This window comes from Rhizobium sp. BK650 (assembly GCF_014195325.1).
GTDB lineage: Bacteria > Pseudomonadota > Alphaproteobacteria > Rhizobiales > Rhizobiaceae > Rhizobium.
On record NZ_JACIBK010000012.1, the window covers coordinates 172,788 to 188,446 of the forward strand.

A 15,659-nucleotide genomic window follows, 5' to 3' on the forward strand; every position below is an offset into this window, starting at 1 on the left:
TCATCGTCCGATGATTTCATCCCGGCGGCACTATCGGCCGCCGGGCCCATTCTCGACGGAGCGACGATGGCCTTCCTCGAATTCAATTCCATTTCCAAGGGCTATCCGGGCGTCCAGGCACTCTCCAACGTTTCCTTTGGTGTCGAAAAGGGCGCCGTACACGGGCTGATGGGCGAAAACGGTGCCGGCAAATCCACCTTGATCCGCGTACTCTCCGGCGATCAGTCTGCTGATGAAGGCAGCATTGTCATCGATGGCGTCGAGCAGAAATACAGCTCCGTGCGCGATTCCTTCCATGGTGGCGTCATCGTCATCCATCAGGAGCTTCAGCTCGTTCCGGAACTGACGGTTGCCGAGAACCTCTGGCTCGGCCGTTTTCCCGGCAAGGCCGGTGTCATCAACGGCAAGACACTGATCGAGACGGTCCGCGCCAGGCTCGCCGAAATCGGCGTCGATGTCGACCCTTCCGCAAAAGTGTCTTCTCTTTCGATCGGCGCCCGCCAGATGGTCGAGATCGCCAAGGCCGTCATGCTCGATGCGCGGGTGATCGCGCTCGACGAGCCGACCTCGTCGCTCTCCTCGCGCGAAAGCGAAATTCTCTTCACGTTGATCGGCAAGCTCAAGGCCAAGGGCACGGTCATCCTTTACGTCTCCCACCGCCTCGACGAGATCTTCCGTCTTTGCGACAGCCTGACGGTACTGCGCGACGGCAAGCTCGCCGCCCATCATCCCAAAGTCGCCGAGACGACGCGCGAGCAGATCATTGCCGAAATGGTAGGGCGCGAGATCAGCAACATCTGGGGCTGGCGCGAGCGGCCGCTGGGCGAGGTGCGCCTCGAGGTCAAGGCGCTCTCGGGCTCCAAGCTCCGCACACCCATCAGCTTCTCCGTCCGCAAAAGCGAAATTCTTGGTTTCTTCGGCCTGATTGGGGCGGGGCGAAGCGAAATGGCGCGGCTGCTCTATGGTGCCGATCATCGCCATCAGGGCAGTGTTGCGATCGACGGGGTTGCGGTTTCTCCCAGCAATCCGAAGGCGGCGATCAATGCCGGCATGGTCCTCTGCCCGGAGGATCGCAAGTTCGACGGCATCATTCAGGGCCGGTCGATCGAGGAGAATATCGCCATCTCCTCGCGTCGCCACTTCTCGCCCTTCGGCGTCTTGAACCCGAAGAAGGAAGCCGCAGTCGCCGAGCAGTTCATTGCCAAGCTTCGGGTGCGCACACCCTCGCGCAAGCAGGACATCATCAATCTCTCGGGCGGCAACCAGCAGAAGGTCATCCTCGGTCGTTGGCTCTCCGAACAGGGCGTCAAGGTGCTTGTTATCGACGAGCCGACGCGCGGCATCGATGTCGGCGCCAAGTCGGAGATCTATGAAATCCTCTATGAACTCGCAGCCGGCGGCATGGCGATCGTCGTCATCTCCAGCGAGTTGCCCGAGGTCATGGGCATTTCCGATCGCATCATAGTCATGTGCCAGGGCCGCGTCGTCGCCAATGTGGCGCGCGCCGATTTCGACGAGCGCAGCATTCTGACCGCAGCACTCCCAGACAAGAATGCCGCCGGCACAATCTAATTTCAGGAAGAGCAGTCATGAACGCGTTGAAAAAAATCCTTCTCGGCGAACAGGGGCTGGTGGTGATCTTCGCGATCGCCTTCGTGATCGTCTCGCTGACCGTGCCGAGCTTCCTGACCGAACGCAATATGCTCGGTCTCTTGCAGTCTGTGGTGACGATCGGCATCGTCGCCTGCACCATGATGTTCTGCCTTGCCTCGCGCGACTTCGACCTCTCGGTCGGTTCCACTGTCGCCTTTTGCGGCATGATCGCCGTCATGGTATCGAACTCGACCGGCTCCATTCCGCTTGGTTTGCTGGCGGCCCTCATCTGCGGCAGCATCGTCGGCATCGTTAACGGCGTGGTCATTGCCCGCTTCCGCATCAATGCGTTGATCACCACGCTTGCCACCATGCAGATCGTGCGTGGCTTGGCCCTGATTGCATCGGACGGGCGCGCCGTCGGTATCAACGATCCGGCCTTCTATCAGCTGGCGCTGTCGCGCTTGTTCACCGTGCCGACGCCGATTTGGATCATGATCCTGCTCTTCATTGTCTTCGGCTTCGTGCTGAACCGGACCGTCTTCGGCAAGAATACGCTGGCGATCGGCGGCAATCCCGAGGCCTCTCGCCTTGCCGGTGTAAACGTCGTCACCATGCGCATCTGGATCTTTGCGCTGCAGGGACTCGTCTGCGCCATCGCCGGCATTCTGCTGGCGTCACGCATTACGTCCGGCCAACCGAATGCGGCGACCGGTCTTGAGCTTTCTGTCATCTCAGCCTGTGTGCTCGGCGGCGTGTCGCTGGCCGGCGGACGGGCGGCGATGACCGGCGTGATCGTTGGCGTGCTCATCATGGGCATTGCCGAAAACGTCATGAACCTGCTCAACATTCAGGCCTTCTATCAATATGTAGTGCGCGGCCTTATTCTTCTGATTGCCGTCCTGCTGGACAACATGCGCTCGTCAGCCGCCGGACGCGGCAGTCGGGCTTAACGTTCAGATTTCTTGGGAGAAGCCAGCTGGGCCTGACATTGCACATTGAAGCCTGAGCGCCACACCGCTCAAGATGACAACAAGACCAGTGGCACGGGGGACGTGATGAACAAGCGATCAGGACTTCTGCGAACCGGGAGCGCGGTGGCCAAGCCCGAACAGGGACGACGCACTGTGCGCGAGGAGCTGTTGAAGAAGCTCATCGTCCAGATCGTCTCCGGCGATATTGCCGAAGGCTCGCTGCTTCCGAACGAAGCGGAGCTTTCCGAAGTTTATGGCGTCAGCCGTACCAGTCTTCGGGAGGCGATGCAATATCTGTCGGCGCTCGGTATGATCCGCTCGCGCACCCGCGCAGGCACCAGTGTGCTGCCGCGTGAGAACTGGAACCATCTTGATCCGATGGTTCTCGATGCGACGCTCGAATTCAGCGACGACCGCCGCTTTTACGATTCCCTCCTCGACGCCCGCCAGCTTTTGGAGCCCGCAGCCGCCGCCCAGGCGGCTGCGAACGCCACCGCCAAGCAGCTCGCCCAGATCGCCGCAGCCTTTGAGGACATGGTGGCCGCCAATGCCCGCGATAACGAGGCCTGGAGCCAGGCAGATCTCGAATTCCATACCGCCATCATCAATGCCAGCGGCAACTGGGTGTTCCGCCAGTTTGCCACCGCCATCCGCGCCGCCCTGCTCGCAAGCTTCCGCCTGACCAACCGGGCAAGCCAGAGCCACGACTACGCGATTGCCCGCCACCATGACGTGCTCGACGCAATCCGCATGCGCCGGCCCGATGCGGCACGTTTTGCGATGGAGCAGCTAATCGGCACGGCGCGAATGGAATTGAGCGACGCGCTCCGCGTCGGGACGCCGGGAAGGCAGGAATAGGCGCCGGCGTCGCGGATAAAGGAACGTTCAAAATTCCCACTGCCGACAGAGAGTATATAGAATTGAAGTCGTCCAACGGATTCGCTAGTAATCGGCCTGAGTTCGGCTGCTTGAAAGGACGACTGACGCGTGGACGAGACCGAAAAACTGCAGACGCATCGGCGTGGTTCCGGCGTATCAACGGTTTATGAGACGCTTCGAAACGAGATCATCGAGTTGAAATTGCCACCGGGCAGCCCGATCGACGAGCAGCAATTATCCGATCGCTTTTCTTTGTCGCGAACGCCGATCCGTGAAGCGCTGGTGCGGCTGGCCGCCGAAGGCCTTATCAGCACGCTCACCAACCGCGCGACGATTGTCTCGAACATCGATTTCCTCGGCTTGCCGGAGTTTTTCGATGCGCTGACGCTGATGTATCGCGTTACGACGCGGCTTGCGGCTGCCAATCACGCCGAAGGCGATATCGCCGCGATCCTTGTGCAGCAGAAGGCTTTCGAGGTGGCGGTCAGCAACCGCGATGTGCTTGGCATGATTTCGACCAATCGCGACTTCCACATCGCGATCGCCCAGGCCGGCCGGAACAGATATTACGTCGAGCTTTTCACCCGGCTGCTCGATGAAGGTCGCCGCATCCTGAGGCTCTACTACTCTTCCTTCAACGATGTGCTGCCGCGCCAATATGTCGGCGAGCACGAGGAGATGATCCAGGCGATCATCAATCGCGACGTGACGCTGGCCGACAGGCTGGCATCTGCCCACGCTGATCAGATCGTCGGCCAAATCCGCTCCTATATCACTGCCGATTCCCGCCAGACCGCTCGGCTTGCACTCTAGTCGCTGCGAGGCTCTCGTACCGTAGCGGGACCTGAGCTTCGTATGTCGCTGGAGGAAATCACGCGTTGTATTTTTCTTGTCGACAAAAAGTCGGCAGGATGTTAAACGCTTTCTCAACCCCGCTGGCCGGGGAGTTCTCCAGCTAACGAGAGATTGGCGATGACTGGTTCCGTATTCCAAGGCTGCATCCCGGCGCTCATGACGCCCTGCAACGATGATCGTAGTCCGAATTTTGACGCGCTTGCCCGCAAGGGCAAGGAATTGATCGACCTCGGCATGTCCGCTGTCGTCTATTGCGGCTCGATGGGTGACTGGCCGCTCTTGACCGACGAACAGCGTCAGGAAGGCGTAAAGCGCCTCGTCGAGGCCGGTGTTCCCGTTATCGTCGGCACTGGTGCCGTCAATACCAAGTCGGCTGTTGCCCATGCCGCTCATGCGGCGGCCGTCGGCGCAAAGGGGCTGATGGTCATTCCGCGCGTCCTGTCGCGTGGCTCGTCCGTCTCGGCCCAGCGGGACCATTTTTCGGCGATCCTCGAGGCTGCGAGGGGCCTTCCGGCGGTCATCTACAATAGCCCTTACTACGGCTTTGCAACGCGCGCCGACCTGTTCTTCGATCTGCACTCGCGCTTCTCGAACCTCGTCGGTTTCAAGGAATTCGGCGGCAAGGGGGACATGACCTATGCGGCCGAAAACATCACTTCGGGTGACGATGCGCTGACGCTGATGGTCGGCGTCGACACCGGTGTCTATCACGGCTTCGTCAATTGCGGCGCCGGCGGCGCCATCACCGGCATCGGCAACGCGCTTCCGAAGGAAGTCCTGCATCTCGTCTCGCTTTGCCAAAAGGCAGCAGCGGGCGATGCCGCTGCCCGCAGCGCTGCCCGCGAACTCGAAGAGGCGCTGATGGTCCTGTCGACCTATGACGAAGGTCCGGACCTCGTTCTGCACTACAAGTATCTGATGGTGCTGAATGGCGAGAAGGAATATACGCTGCACTTCAACGAGAGCGACAAGCTCAGCGATTCACAGCGCCGCCATCTGGAAAATCAATATCGCCTGTTCAAGACTTGGTACGCCGCGCGTTATCCCAACGCCGCTTAAGGCCATTCACGGCGTTCAGGCCCCGCAGGTTTGCCGCGGGGCCGCGCAATAGCGGATGCTGTCTCAGGTCAGCTCTGCGAGGGAGCCGGATCCTTGCCCGACACCGATCAGCTGGCCGCATCGGCGATGGTCAGCGAGTGGATCAGCTTCGTCAGGTTACGCCTGATCTTCTCATCGGAGATGCATCCGATTTTCCCGGTAAGATAGGCTGCCTCATCCTCGACGCCAGCTCCCGCTTCCGTTTCGATGCCGCTGACGAACCAGCCGGCATCCACCTTCATGAAGCTGCATAAGCGCAGCATGACCGCGATGGACAGGCGGTTTATGCCATTCTCATATTTCTGAACCTGCTGAAATGCGACGCCGATATGCGCTGCCAGTTCGCTCTGGGTGATGCCCCTGGCGGTGCGCACGGAACGCAGTCTCTGGCCGATCGCCAAATTCAGTTCCTGATCTTTCATGCCCATCCTTGAGAGTATTTGCGCAGATCACAAAATCTTGCGAACAGTCTTTACATGATCGGCTTCTGATATCCACCTCCGTGGGTCAAAAGCGTCAATTGCTCTTTGAGCTGCCGCTGTTCCGTCTGAAACAGGCGGCCGATCTCACTTTCGACAAAGCTCGCAATGGCCTGCGGATCGTCGCCAAACCGGCGCGCCCCTTCCGCGCAGAGAGCGACGATGGTTGCCATCGGATCGGCAGGGTCTGTCATTTTTGAAATCCCCCCTGAAATCTTCGTCCTTCGCACAGTACGCATTCTAGAGTTGAACTGGGTTGTACAGACAAAGGGGCCGACCGATGGTGAACAAATATCCCAATCTTCGATGCCAAGTCGCAACCACTCCGGATCATGTTCGGGATGCGATGATCCTCAGAAGCATCTGTTTTATCCATGAGCACGGTATCTCGCCCTCCTTCATCTTCGATGGCAACGATCACCAGGCCACGCATTTCGTCTTTTATGATGGCGAAGAGCCAGTTGGTTCCCTTCGCATCCGCTGGTTTGCCGATTTTGCCAAATATGAACGAACCTGCTTCCGAGAAAAGTACCGACACCCTTTTACGGTTAAGCGTTGCATTCAGATGACCTTCGATCATGTGGCGCGCAAGGGCTACACAAAAGTCCTGACCCAGGCCGAGCAACGCCTCGCGCGGTTGTGGACCATCCTCTTCGATCTGGAGATCGTCGACAGCTCACCGGTGGAGATCGCCGGCCATCCGGAACCCTACCTGACCGTTGTCGGCACGATTCCCGCCTCATCCGACCCGATCACCATGGAGAGCAGCAGTGCGCTGTTGTTGCGTGTCGAAGGTCAATGGGATGCACCGAGTTCGTTTGAGACAGTATGATCATGGCAGGTTTTGATAAGGCGGGTGACAAGTCCGCAACGGCGGCGCTACAGGAAGAAATCCTGACCCGCACCAAACTACATACCGAAATGGTGCGTCGTCTCGTCAATGATCCGACAGTTCAGCCGATCGAGCTCGCCGGCTTCCTCGAGGATGTCGCAAATGCCTATCTCTCGATCTCGGAAGAACTCAGCGAGATTGCAAGGACGGCGCAGGAGCGATAGTTTCGAGCATCTTGCGCAGGCTCTCTTCCTGCTCATGTCGCCCAGACGGGAAGGTCAGTCCCGTGCCGAATGACGGATTGGTTCTGAATATATCGACGATCCAGTCATAGACGGCGGCAACCGGTCTCGATTGCCTGCGATTGGCAACGGAGATCAGATAGATCGGCAGGGGGACATGAACGCCGAGTTCAAGCGGCACGAGTTCGGGATCTGCAAGAACATAATTGCCAAGCAGTCCGACGCCTGCTCCATTGCGAACCAGGGCAAAATAGGCGAGCGAGTTTTCGCAATTATGGGTCTGATGGCCGGCTTCGACCAGACCGCGCCAGCCGTCCCAGATTTCTCGTTCCGAGGCATAATAGCTGCACTGTACGTAGGCGTGCTGGGAGATGAATTGCCGCTGTGGAACGCCGGATTTCTTCAGATACTCGCGGCTGGCAATCGGAATGAGATGAAGCGTGCCGATCTCGACACAATCGACATCCGCTCTCGAGATCGGCGACAGTGAGATCATCAGATCGGCCTGGTTCTTCTCAAAATTGACGAGCGACACCTGTTCGCGGATGTCGAGATTGAGGCGCGGATAGCTGTCGTTCAGCCGAGGCACGGCGGGAGCGACGATGGCGACGGCAAGGCCGGAGGTGACGCTGACGGCGACCCGCCCGATGACGGCATCCATCTCGTCCTTCAAGTCGTTGGAAAGGGCAAAGAGCTGAAAATCCAGTTCGGCGACCTGAATGGCGAGCTTGCGCCCGGTTTCCGTCAGCGTGACGCCGGAAAAGGTTGAGATGACGAGTTGCGAGCCAATCTGGTCCTGAAGACGTTTCACATCGCGGCTGACGGTCGGCGCACTTGTGCCGAGCAGTTCAGCAGCTTGCGCATAGGAAGGGCTTTTGGCGACCGCCAGAAAGGTCCTGAGCTCGCGCCATATCGGCCGCGAAAGCAGGCCCCTGATTTCAAGTGGCGATTTATCCAGATCGGCGCGTTCGCTGCCGAACGGAAGAGGAGGGAAGGGTTTGTTCAAGACCGCCTCGCGTATTAGTGGAAGCGCAACACTATACTTGATCGGGGATTACGAGCAATTGCTGAAGAACGGCAGCTTATCGGCATCGAGAAGTCACGGTTGAACGATCGCGGACGTTCGTTCCTGCCGCTGGCTTCTGTGAAATACTACCGATGAGTTGTTCATTTCTATTGCGGATTTTCAATAAAGTGACGTTATTTTATAGCTTAAATCGATATGACTCGCAACTCATGGGGTGTGTTAGCGTTTTGCGGCGGGCAAGATCCGACTTCGACATTCCGTTTCGGGACCGATGCAGGCAAGCCTGTCCGATCGCAAACTTTCGCCAGGCTCGGAGGCAAATCAAGGCGATGGCCGATGGAATTTCTGATATGATTGACAGTAATGGGCCGGAGGGATTCCTAAGGCTCTTCCGTCTGATTTCTGCAGCAAGAGATAGTGCTTCATCACTGGAGCTCATGGATCTCGTGCGTCTGATGGATATGGCGCTCATGCAGACAGCGCTCGACTGGGAAGGGCTTGATGCCGAAAACCTCGATGAGCGCGCTTTCCTGAATCTCATCCGCGAGAAGCGGGAAATTGCCCATCAGACGCATATCCACGCCGTTTCGAATTGACATGGCACAATTACCGAAGGGGATTGCAATGCCTCTATAGGGTGGAATCCCGTCACACAAAAGACTGATGCGAGCATTCGTGGCACGGTTCACTCCGGCACGGCGATAACCAAACTCGATGAAAGAGGCTCGACGACTGAAGAGGGTCGAGTAATTTCGATTGTAGTGGCGCGCCTGAGGTCGGCGGCTTCGGCTTGCCAATTGTCTTTTCCCTACCCTGTTTGGTAATTCTTTATCCTGGCGTGGCGAGAATTGCCCGGAAATCCCGTATTTTACGGGAAACGGAGTATGACAATGACGTGAACTGTCACCGCTGCCGCTGTTTCCAAGAACTTCGGGGCTTGCCAGGATGCCGCTGTGCGGGAACCGGTCCTTATAACCAAAAACGGCAGACCGCGCACCGTCCTCATTGCTTACGAGGACTATCAGCGGCTGATGCGCCGAGAACATCGCGTTGAATTGACGGCGGAGCTCACCGATGCGGATATCGCGGCTATTGAAGCCTCCGAAATGGATCCTGGACTTGATCATCTCGATGCCGAACTGACTGCTGACAAGCATGCTGCCGACTGAACCGAAGGTCGGCTGGGTTTTCCGCTATTCCTATCTATGGCACCGGCAGTATCTCGAAGGTCTCGAGGACGGCGACAAGGACCGGCCGAACCTCGTGTCGATACCTTTACCCCGGTATATCCCAGGGATTGATCACAGATGCGTCGGTATCATCGAAGTCCTTGACGTTGCGCGTGACGAGGATCAGGTCGTGGATGGTCGCGGTCGCGGCGAGTAGCCCGTCAATATCGCCTCGGGGCCGGATAGCAGCAATCCGGCCCCATTCAACGGCGATCTGGTCCGTTACCGGCAGAATGCGATCACCATGGTCGTGGCGCAGCTTGCGCAGCCACTCCGCAAGGTGAGAGGCTGCCTTTGGATCAGATTTCTGTTTTAGCGCGATGCCGCGCATGATTTCGCCGAGGGTCAAGGCGCTCAGGTGGACGCTGAGCGGATCGACCGACCGCAGCCAGGATACCGCCTGCGGGGTGCCGCGTCGGGCCTCCGAAACAACGTTGGTGTCCAGCAGATACATTAGAAGTCCACATTGCGGCTTGGGGTTTTGGCGCGCTGCTCGACTGCCTCGATGAACTCGTTGTCCCAGGACGGGCCCCCGAGTAGATCGTCAACAAGCGTCGGGCGGCCCGCCCGCAGCGCGTCATAGTCACGAGCGGACAATACGACAGCAGCTCGTTCGCCACGCACGGTGATTTCCTGCGGACCTTCAAATCGCGCCTTTTGCACCACTTTTGAAAACTGATTCTTCGCGTCCTGTAGCTGCCATTCCATGATTCCGCTCCGATCAAGCTGGCCTGTCTAGCTATTTATAGGCGTTGGCGGCAATGCGATCAAGCACGCATCTTCGCTTGCGTTGAAAGGTGATCAGAATTCTGGAAGCCAGGGAGGACGAATGGTATGCGCGCACGGGGGAGCCTGCGGTTACGGTTTCGTGACTTTCTGCCCGGTTTGGCAAAAAGTCGATTAAGGCAACCGCGAAGGAGCTAATCCGGCTGCGGCATCAGGTTCGATTCTTATCAAGGCGTGCAACTGCCGAATTACGAGGCCGTCTCGCGAAAGACCGGTGTGTGAATGTAAAAGTCCTTATATGGATTTACAGACTTAACGAACTTGACCAACTGTCTCATCTTGCCTATCTTTAGGTCAAGAAAGGCTGGTTGTCATGCCCGTCATGAAAACGACAACAAGCGAGCACCAAGGGGAAGCTCCTAGCATCGCATTCTCGATGAAATTACCCCGAAAGGCCGACTTCGAGAAAGCGCTCCTCAGGCAGTATACCAGGGCCGTCGAACTCAGCGAGAAGGCTGGCCACCAAGTTAGCTTCCGTGTTGTTGTTGATCCACTCGCCGGAGCGCAGACAATTTCGGTTGTCGAGGAAGACCCATCGGAAGCTGAACACGCGTTCCCTGTGGAAGAGGCTTCCAAACCGGACGAAGAACTCTCCGCCGCTTTGGCAGTTGCACGAGAACGAGGTCGCCGTCGCGTAGCGGAGATCCTGGGCGAGGATGATATGCTGAGCGCAGACGCGTTTTCGGATCTCTTGGGCGTTTCGCGGGTCACGGTCAACACGAAGCGACAAAGCGGACAGGTGCTTGGCCTGGACGGTGCCAAACGTGGTTATCGTTTCCCTGTGTGGCAACTCGATCAGGACGGTCGCCCTTATGCCGCGCTCCCGAAACTGCATGAAATCTTGGCAGGAGCCTGGGCGGTCTACCGCTTTCTGGTCTCGCCACATGGGGCGCTTGACGGTCGCACGGGACTCGATGCCTTGAAGCGAGGTCGGGACGCCGATGCGATCGCCGTAGCCGAAAGTGTCGCCCGCGGTGACTTTCGCTAAATGACCGGCATCAAGCCGCCTGCCGGTTTCGAACATTCGTCGCTCGATCTCGAAGTCCTTCCCTCAGGGTCTCGTTTCGGCCGGATCTATGCGAGCGTCTTTCCCGACCCGTTGGGCTTTGGAAAGACGCCCAGCCGGTTCAGCGATCCACGCCGGCGTGACGCCGCAAAGCAGTTCGGTGTGCTCTATTTGGGCGATACGCTCAAAGTTTGCTTTCTGGAGGCCGTGCTTCGCGACCGCCGCGACGGTCTGATCGGAGATCTCCCGATTGAGGAGAACGAAATTCATGCACGGCGGTTCGCCGAGATCGAAACGACAGAAGAACTTGGCGCGATAAGCCGAGCTTCGGCATCATCGCAACGAGGGACCGGATCCTTAATCCGGACCTCGCGCGCTTCATGTACGCACGCTCCAACGCGACGGTGGTCGAGATAGAGGCGAGCCATGTGCCGCACCTCTCTCATCCACAGGCCGTCGCGGACGTCATTAGTGCAGCAGTAGATCGGCGGGCAATTTCCAATGAGACCCGCCATCATGCACATCCTAAAGTTCCATAATATGTATTGCGCCACATTGCATTGTAGCCGGGTACATTCTATTTCCAAGTGCGACATGCCAATGATTTCGATGGCTTCACTTTGGAGATTTTGGCATGTCCCGATGGCATACGCAGCTTGCCCTTGCCGACCGACGACGCCTACATTAGCTGGTGGCGGCAAAAGTTCCCGTCAACGAAATGGCCCGTCAACGCCCGACCATTTACCGCGAGATCAAGCGCAATACATTTCATGATCGCGAACTGCCTGACTACGACGGCTACTACAGCACGGTAGCTCACGATACCTCTAAGTCACATCTCGATTAGTTTGTATTGCGCAGAAATTGCGGCGATGATCGCCGAACTTTTTGACTTTGACAAACAATACGTGGGATTGATATTTACTACGTCATAAGACTGCGGCGATGGTCGCCGCAAATCGGCCTTATAGAAAACGATGCCTCTTGACGCTGACAGACGATTGCTTCTTTTGGACCTGCTCCCTGAGGGAATGCCGGTCAGCAAGTCATGGCTCATAGGTCAAGATCCAAGCCTGGATCGGCATGCCGTAGACAATTTATTGAAGAGCCGCCAACTCGTGCCCATAGCTCATGCCGTTTATTTGCGGCCAGGCACGAGGATGAACTGGGAGAGTGCGGTTGCTTCTCTGCAAAACGTGTTTCGCCTGGATTTGACGGCAGGTGGACTCACTGCCATCGAGCAGCAAGGCTTCGCTCATTATCTCCCAATATCGACTAAGCGCCAGATCCACCTATACGGCAAGGATGGCCTCCCGAAATGGCTTGCGGCAGCCCTCCCCGACATAGAGTTCATCCGCCACCCTCCGCTCCCGAATCTGGAGGCGACCGGCCTAGCGAATTTCGAATACGAGGCGCAGGAGCGGACACTTTCAAAGCTGGAGACATCGGAAAAGCGAAAAGGCGTCTGGCCATTTGCTATGTCCTCGCCCGAACGGGCATACCTCGAAGTTCTACAGGACGTGCCGGAAACAACATCTTTCGAACATGCTGAGCAACTTCTGCAAGGAATGACGACGCTCTCACCGCGCGTCATGGAGACGCTCCTGCGCAAATGCACCCACGTCAAAGTGCGTCGGCTTTTCTATTGGATGGCAGATCGCCAATCCTACTCATGGCTGAAGAAACTGCCCCAGCCTGAAACGCTAGACGATCTCGGACTTGGTCGTGGAAACAGGGTGCTGGCCAGGGGCGGCAAACTCGACAAGAAGTATATGATAACCGTTCCGGAGGATATGTGGACACCACCGGCGTCTATTACAGACAAGTCAGACTCCTGACGCGCATTCTGCCTCTCGTTGCACAAGAACCGTGCTTCGCCCTGAAGGGTGGCACTGCCATTAATCTCTTTGTGCGCGACTTGCCGCGCCTATCCGTCGATATCGACCTCGTCTACTTATCCATGGACGACCGCGAGACAGCACTGAAAAACATTACGGCAGCCCTAGGAAGGATTGCAGATTCAATCCTAAAGGCAATGCCCGGCTCCGAAATTATCCGATCGTTCGAGGACCGACCCGATGCGCTCAGGCTCTTCGTCTCGCTGGGCGGCGACCGCATTAAAATCGAGCTTTCGCCTGTTCTGCGAGGATCTGTATTTCCGGAAGAGTTGCGCGAATTCTCGCCCGGCGTAGAGGAAAGGTTTGGCTACGTCGAAATGCCGTTGCTCTCGCTTCCAGACCTATATGCCGGCAAAATCTGCGCCGCCCTTGACCGCCAGCACCCACGCGATCTGTTCGACGTGAAACTCCTTCTCGAAAACGAGGGCCTGACGCCCGATGTCGTCAAGACATTCATTGTGTACCTGATCAGCCACAATCGTACGATGGGCGAGTTGCTGCGCCCAGTTCGCAAGGACATTGGGGGCCTCTACGAAGGCGAATTCCTGCAAATGGCTCAGGAAGAAATCAGCCTTGGCGAGCTTTTGGAAGTGCGCGAGCGCTTAATTGTGGAGATCAACAAGGCTCTCACCGACGATCAAAAACGCTTCCTAATATCCTTCAAATCTCGAACCCCTGACTGGACGCTGCTTGGCGTTGACAAAGTGGAAAAGTTGCCGGCTGTTCGTTGGAAAATGCAGAATTTGGAGCGAATGCCGGAGGCAAAGCACAAGGCCGCACTCGGAAACCTTCGAGAGATCCTGCAAATGTAAGGGCCGCATGGGGAATGGCAACTGCTGGCGCCGAATAGCGATTTTCGGCTGCGGATACCTTCATTTGCGCCAATCATCGCTGAGCGAAGCTGGCTGAAGAGATCACCGCATTTCCTCTGTGACCTGATGTGGTGGACGGCCTCCGCTCCCGGCATCGCAATGTGCCAAAGTGTGCTGTCGAAGTCACATAAGGGAGAGCCGTCCATGGAGAAGATTACCACAATTGTTCTGGATATCGCCAAGCATGTATTTCAGGTTCACGGGATCAATGGTGCCGGCGCGACGGTGAGCCGCCGCAAGCTGCGCCGCGACGATGTCGTTGGATTCTTCAAGGCATTGCCGCCATGCCTGATCGGAATCGAGGCATGCGCGACTGGACACCACTGGGCTCGGGTTCTTATGGCGCTGGGTCACGAGGTTCGGCTGATGCCGGCGTCTTACGTCAAGCCATAGTGAAGCGACAGAAGAACGACGCGACAGATGCCGAGGCGATTTGCGAGGCGGTGACGCGGCCGACGATGCGCTTCGTTCCAGTGAAGAGCGAGGAGCAACAGGGTGTGCTGATGCTGCATCGGGTCCGCGAGCTTTTGATCCGGCAGCGGACAATGCTGGTGAACGCCTTGCGTGGCCACTTGGCGGAGTTCGTGAACTGCCCCCCATTTCGACCGGACAGTCGGCATAAGCAGAAAGGCTCAAGCACAGGCTTGAGGACAGGCTTATGTCTAACGAGTATCGACACGTTGAATTGCTGACGGGTGACGTTCGCCGCAGGCGGTGGACAACCGAGCAAAAGCTGACGATCATCGAGCAGAGTTTCGAACCAGGCGAGACGGTGTCTTCGACCGCTCGCCGCCATGGCGTTGCGCCCAATCTGCTTTACCGGTGGCGCAGGCTCTTGAGCGAGGGAGGTGCTGCAGCCGTGGATTCTGACGAGCCGGTGGTCGGCAATTCGGAAGTGAAGAAGCTGGAGGATCGCGTCCGCGAACTGGAGCGCATGCTCGGCCGCAAGACAATGGAGGTCGAAATCCTCCGCGAAGCCCTTTCCAAAGCAGACTCAAAAAAACGGATATCGCGGCCGATCTTGTTGCCGAAGGACGGTTCGCGATGAAGACCGTCGCAGACACGTTGGGCGTCTCCCGTTCAAACCTCGTTGAGCGGTTGAAAGGCAGATCAAAGCCGCGCGGGACCTATCGCAAGGCCGAGGATGCGGAGCTTCTGCCCGCCATTCGCAGGCTGGTGGATCAGAGGCCAACCTATGGCTATCGGCGGATCGCCGCGCTCCTCAATCGCGAAAGGCGAGCCGCCGATCAGCCTGTCGTCAACGCCAAACGGGTTCACCGCATCATGGGCAACCACGCCATGCTGTTGGAGAAGCACACGGCCGTTCGCAAGGGCCGCATCCATGACGGCAAGGTTATGGTCATGCGCTCGAACCTGCGCTGGTGCTCCGACGGTCTGGAGTTCGCCTGCTGGAATGGCGAGGTCATTCGTCTCGCCTTCATCATTGACGCCTTCGACCGCGAGATCATCGCCTGGGCGGCAGTCGCCAACGCCGGAATATCCGGTTCGGATGTCCGCGACATGATGTTGGAGGCGGTCGAGAAACGCTTCCATGCAACCCGAGCTCCGCATGCTATCGAGCATCTTTCTGACAATGGCTCAGCCTATACAGCGCGGGACACGAGGCTGTTTGCCCAAGCACTCAATCTGACGCCCTGCTTCACGCCGGTCGCCAGCCCGCAGTCGAACGGAATGTCCGAGGCATACGTCAAAACCCTGAAGCGGGATTACATCCGCATCGCGGCACTACCGGACGCCGCAACGGCGCTCCGGCTCATCGACGGATGGATCGAGGACTACAATCCTGTTTCATAACGCCCATCTTTCTATGTTCTTGAAGGGAATAAGTTTTCCTGATCTGGATGCGATCCTGTGGGGTGTCGAGAGTT

The 15,659-nt window shown here is 57.7% G+C and carries 20 protein-coding genes and 3 pseudogenes; 18 read left to right on the top strand and 5 right to left on the bottom strand.

From position 1 onward, the window contains the following. The first annotated feature begins 66 nt into the window (after positions 1-66). From araG to FHX15_RS24970, 5 genes are all read left to right on the top strand, one after another. On the top strand, positions 67-1,572 hold the full coding sequence (gene araG / locus FHX15_RS24950; protein WP_184401046.1) for an L-arabinose ABC transporter ATP-binding protein AraG: 1,506 nt from the start codon (positions 67-69) through the stop codon (positions 1,570-1,572). A gap of 17 nt (positions 1,573-1,589) precedes the next feature. Next, positions 1,590-2,546, top strand: coding sequence for an L-arabinose ABC transporter permease AraH (gene araH, locus FHX15_RS24955; RefSeq protein ID WP_184401047.1), 957 nt, complete (start codon positions 1,590-1,592; stop codon positions 2,544-2,546). A 105-nt stretch (positions 2,547-2,651) separates the two neighbouring features. Continuing rightward, on the top strand, positions 2,652-3,425 hold the full coding sequence (locus tag FHX15_RS24960; protein WP_184401048.1) for a FadR/GntR family transcriptional regulator: 774 nt from the start codon (positions 2,652-2,654) through the stop codon (positions 3,423-3,425). 129 nt (positions 3,426-3,554) lie between these two features. Next, a complete protein-coding gene (locus FHX15_RS24965) occupies positions 3,555-4,259 on the top strand; it encodes a GntR family transcriptional regulator (protein ID WP_184401049.1) in 705 nt (234 codons plus the stop codon). Positions 4,260-4,418: 159 nt separating this feature from the next. Beyond that, positions 4,419-5,360, top strand: coding sequence for a dihydrodipicolinate synthase family protein (locus FHX15_RS24970; protein ID WP_184401050.1), 942 nt, complete (start codon positions 4,419-4,421; stop codon positions 5,358-5,360). Between the two features lie 107 nt (positions 5,361-5,467). On the opposite strand, the gene FHX15_RS24975 is transcribed toward FHX15_RS24970, so the two are convergent. Both FHX15_RS24975 and FHX15_RS24980 read right to left on the bottom strand, forming a co-directional pair. Next, on the bottom strand, positions 5,468-5,821 hold the full coding sequence (locus FHX15_RS24975) for a helix-turn-helix domain-containing protein (protein ID WP_184401051.1): 354 nt from the start codon (positions 5,819-5,821) through the stop codon (positions 5,468-5,470). A 50-nt stretch (positions 5,822-5,871) separates the two neighbouring features. Beyond that, positions 5,872-6,072, bottom strand: coding sequence for a hypothetical protein (locus FHX15_RS24980; RefSeq protein WP_184401052.1), 201 nt, complete (start codon positions 6,070-6,072; stop codon positions 5,872-5,874). An 86-nt stretch (positions 6,073-6,158) separates the two neighbouring features. Between FHX15_RS24980 and FHX15_RS24985 the strand changes: the two genes are divergently transcribed. Beyond that, complete coding sequence (locus FHX15_RS24985) at positions 6,159-6,710, top strand: hypothetical protein (RefSeq protein ID WP_246779067.1); 552 nt, start codon at positions 6,159-6,161, stop codon at positions 6,708-6,710. A gap of 2 nt (positions 6,711-6,712) precedes the next feature. Next, positions 6,713-6,934, top strand: a complete 222-nt coding sequence (locus tag FHX15_RS24990; protein ID WP_246779068.1) for a hypothetical protein — start codon at positions 6,713-6,715, stop codon at positions 6,932-6,934. Here the strand turns inward: FHX15_RS24990 and FHX15_RS24995 are convergent. Continuing rightward, positions 6,900-7,958: a LysR family transcriptional regulator gene (locus tag FHX15_RS24995; protein ID WP_184401054.1), complete on the bottom strand. Its 1,059-nt coding sequence runs from the start codon at positions 7,956-7,958 to the stop codon at positions 6,900-6,902. The genes FHX15_RS24990 and FHX15_RS24995 overlap by 35 nt on opposite strands. Before the next feature lie 371 nt (positions 7,959-8,329). Between FHX15_RS24995 and FHX15_RS25000 the strand changes: the two genes are divergently transcribed. The 3 genes and pseudogenes from FHX15_RS25000 to FHX15_RS31105 form a co-directional block, all read left to right on the top strand. Next, positions 8,330-8,575, top strand: a complete 246-nt coding sequence (locus FHX15_RS25000; protein ID WP_210290837.1) for a hypothetical protein — start codon at positions 8,330-8,332, stop codon at positions 8,573-8,575. A gap of 357 nt (positions 8,576-8,932) precedes the next feature. Further along, a complete protein-coding gene (locus FHX15_RS25005) occupies positions 8,933-9,148 on the top strand; it encodes a type II toxin-antitoxin system prevent-host-death family antitoxin (RefSeq protein WP_312861899.1) in 216 nt (71 codons plus the stop codon). Continuing rightward, positions 9,135-9,245: pseudogene (locus FHX15_RS31105) on the top strand (plasmid maintenance toxin (PemK-like)); the annotation flags it as partial. The gene FHX15_RS25005 and the pseudogene FHX15_RS31105, both read left to right, overlap by 14 nt. Before the next feature lie 9 nt (positions 9,246-9,254). Here the strand turns inward: FHX15_RS31105 and FHX15_RS25010 are convergent. Both FHX15_RS25010 and FHX15_RS25015 read right to left on the bottom strand, forming a co-directional pair. Next, positions 9,255-9,662 carry a type II toxin-antitoxin system VapC family toxin gene (locus FHX15_RS25010; protein ID WP_184401056.1) on the bottom strand — a complete coding sequence of 136 codons (408 nt, stop codon included), beginning with the start codon at positions 9,660-9,662 and terminating at the stop codon, positions 9,255-9,257. Further along, complete coding sequence (locus tag FHX15_RS25015) at positions 9,662-9,916, bottom strand: type II toxin-antitoxin system Phd/YefM family antitoxin (protein WP_184401057.1); 255 nt, start codon at positions 9,914-9,916, stop codon at positions 9,662-9,664. The genes FHX15_RS25010 and FHX15_RS25015 overlap by 1 nt, the downstream gene beginning before the upstream one ends. A gap of 391 nt (positions 9,917-10,307) precedes the next feature. Here FHX15_RS25015 and FHX15_RS25020 point away from each other — a divergent pair, with 391 nt between their 5' ends. The 8 genes and pseudogenes from FHX15_RS25020 to FHX15_RS25050 all read left to right on the top strand — a co-directional run bounded on the left by FHX15_RS25020 (position 10,308) and on the right by FHX15_RS25050 (position 15,585). Then, positions 10,308-10,982 (top strand): XRE family transcriptional regulator, encoded by a 675-nt coding sequence (locus FHX15_RS25020; protein ID WP_184401058.1) that lies wholly within the window; start codon positions 10,308-10,310, stop codon positions 10,980-10,982. Beyond that, positions 10,983-11,417, top strand: coding sequence for an RES domain-containing protein (locus FHX15_RS25025; protein ID WP_184401059.1), 435 nt, complete (start codon positions 10,983-10,985; stop codon positions 11,415-11,417). It abuts the gene before it with no gap. After that, entirely contained in the window at positions 11,354-11,539 is a 186-nt protein-coding gene (locus tag FHX15_RS31820; protein WP_409527033.1) for an alpha/beta fold hydrolase, read from the top strand. Before FHX15_RS25025 ends, FHX15_RS31820 begins: the two co-directional genes overlap by 64 nt. A 149-nt stretch (positions 11,540-11,688) precedes the next feature. Beyond that, positions 11,689-11,832, top strand: a pseudogene (locus FHX15_RS25030) (IS30 family transposase); the annotation flags it as partial. A 145-nt stretch (positions 11,833-11,977) separates the two neighbouring features. Further along, positions 11,978-12,838 carry a type IV toxin-antitoxin system AbiEi family antitoxin domain-containing protein gene (locus FHX15_RS25035; RefSeq protein WP_281413831.1) on the top strand — a complete coding sequence of 287 codons (861 nt, stop codon included), beginning with the start codon at positions 11,978-11,980 and terminating at the stop codon, positions 12,836-12,838. Further along, positions 12,796-13,710, top strand: a complete 915-nt coding sequence (locus tag FHX15_RS25040; protein WP_184401061.1) for a nucleotidyl transferase AbiEii/AbiGii toxin family protein — start codon at positions 12,796-12,798, stop codon at positions 13,708-13,710. Before FHX15_RS25035 ends, FHX15_RS25040 begins: the two co-directional genes overlap by 43 nt. Positions 13,711-13,914: 204 nt before the next feature. Next, a pseudogene (locus FHX15_RS25045) lies at positions 13,915-14,354 on the top strand (IS110 family transposase); the annotation flags it as partial. Between the two features lie 74 nt (positions 14,355-14,428). Next, positions 14,429-15,585 (top strand): IS3 family transposase gene (locus FHX15_RS25050; protein ID WP_184401062.1). Its coding sequence is split into 2 segments (ribosomal slippage): positions 14,429-14,765 and positions 14,765-15,585, totalling 1,158 coding nucleotides; the frame shifts between segments, so codons are not numbered across the junction. Positions 15,586-15,659: the final 74 nt, after the last annotated feature.

Bases quoted from the DNA above. Each gene is read 5' to 3' on its own strand.
- araG (WP_184401046.1), top strand. From the start codon at position 67: ATGGCCTTCCTCGAATTCAATTCCATTTCCAAGGGCTATCCGGGCGTC.
- araH (WP_184401047.1), top strand. From the start codon at position 1,590: ATGAACGCGTTGAAAAAAATCCTTCTCGGCGAACAGGGGCTGGTGGTG.
- FHX15_RS24960 (WP_184401048.1), top strand. From the start codon at position 2,652: ATGAACAAGCGATCAGGACTTCTGCGAACCGGGAGCGCGGTGGCCAAG.
- FHX15_RS24970 (WP_184401050.1), top strand. From the start codon at position 4,419: ATGACTGGTTCCGTATTCCAAGGCTGCATCCCGGCGCTCATGACGCCC.
- FHX15_RS24975 (WP_184401051.1), bottom strand. From the start codon at position 5,821: ATGAAAGATCAGGAACTGAATTTGGCGATCGGCCAGAGACTGCGTTCC.
- FHX15_RS24980 (WP_184401052.1), bottom strand. From the start codon at position 6,072: ATGACAGACCCTGCCGATCCGATGGCAACCATCGTCGCTCTCTGCGCG.
- FHX15_RS24985 (WP_246779067.1), top strand. From the start codon at position 6,159: ATGGTGAACAAATATCCCAATCTTCGATGCCAAGTCGCAACCACTCCG.
- FHX15_RS24990 (WP_246779068.1), top strand. From the start codon at position 6,713: ATGGCAGGTTTTGATAAGGCGGGTGACAAGTCCGCAACGGCGGCGCTA.
- FHX15_RS25000 (WP_210290837.1), top strand. From the start codon at position 8,330: ATGATTGACAGTAATGGGCCGGAGGGATTCCTAAGGCTCTTCCGTCTG.
- FHX15_RS25010 (WP_184401056.1), bottom strand. From the start codon at position 9,662: ATGTATCTGCTGGACACCAACGTTGTTTCGGAGGCCCGACGCGGCACC.
- FHX15_RS25015 (WP_184401057.1), bottom strand. From the start codon at position 9,916: ATGGAATGGCAGCTACAGGACGCGAAGAATCAGTTTTCAAAAGTGGTG.
- FHX15_RS25020 (WP_184401058.1), top strand. From the start codon at position 10,308: ATGCCCGTCATGAAAACGACAACAAGCGAGCACCAAGGGGAAGCTCCT.
- FHX15_RS25025 (WP_184401059.1), top strand. From the start codon at position 10,983: ATGACCGGCATCAAGCCGCCTGCCGGTTTCGAACATTCGTCGCTCGAT.
- FHX15_RS25035 (WP_281413831.1), top strand. From the start codon at position 11,978: ATGCCTCTTGACGCTGACAGACGATTGCTTCTTTTGGACCTGCTCCCT.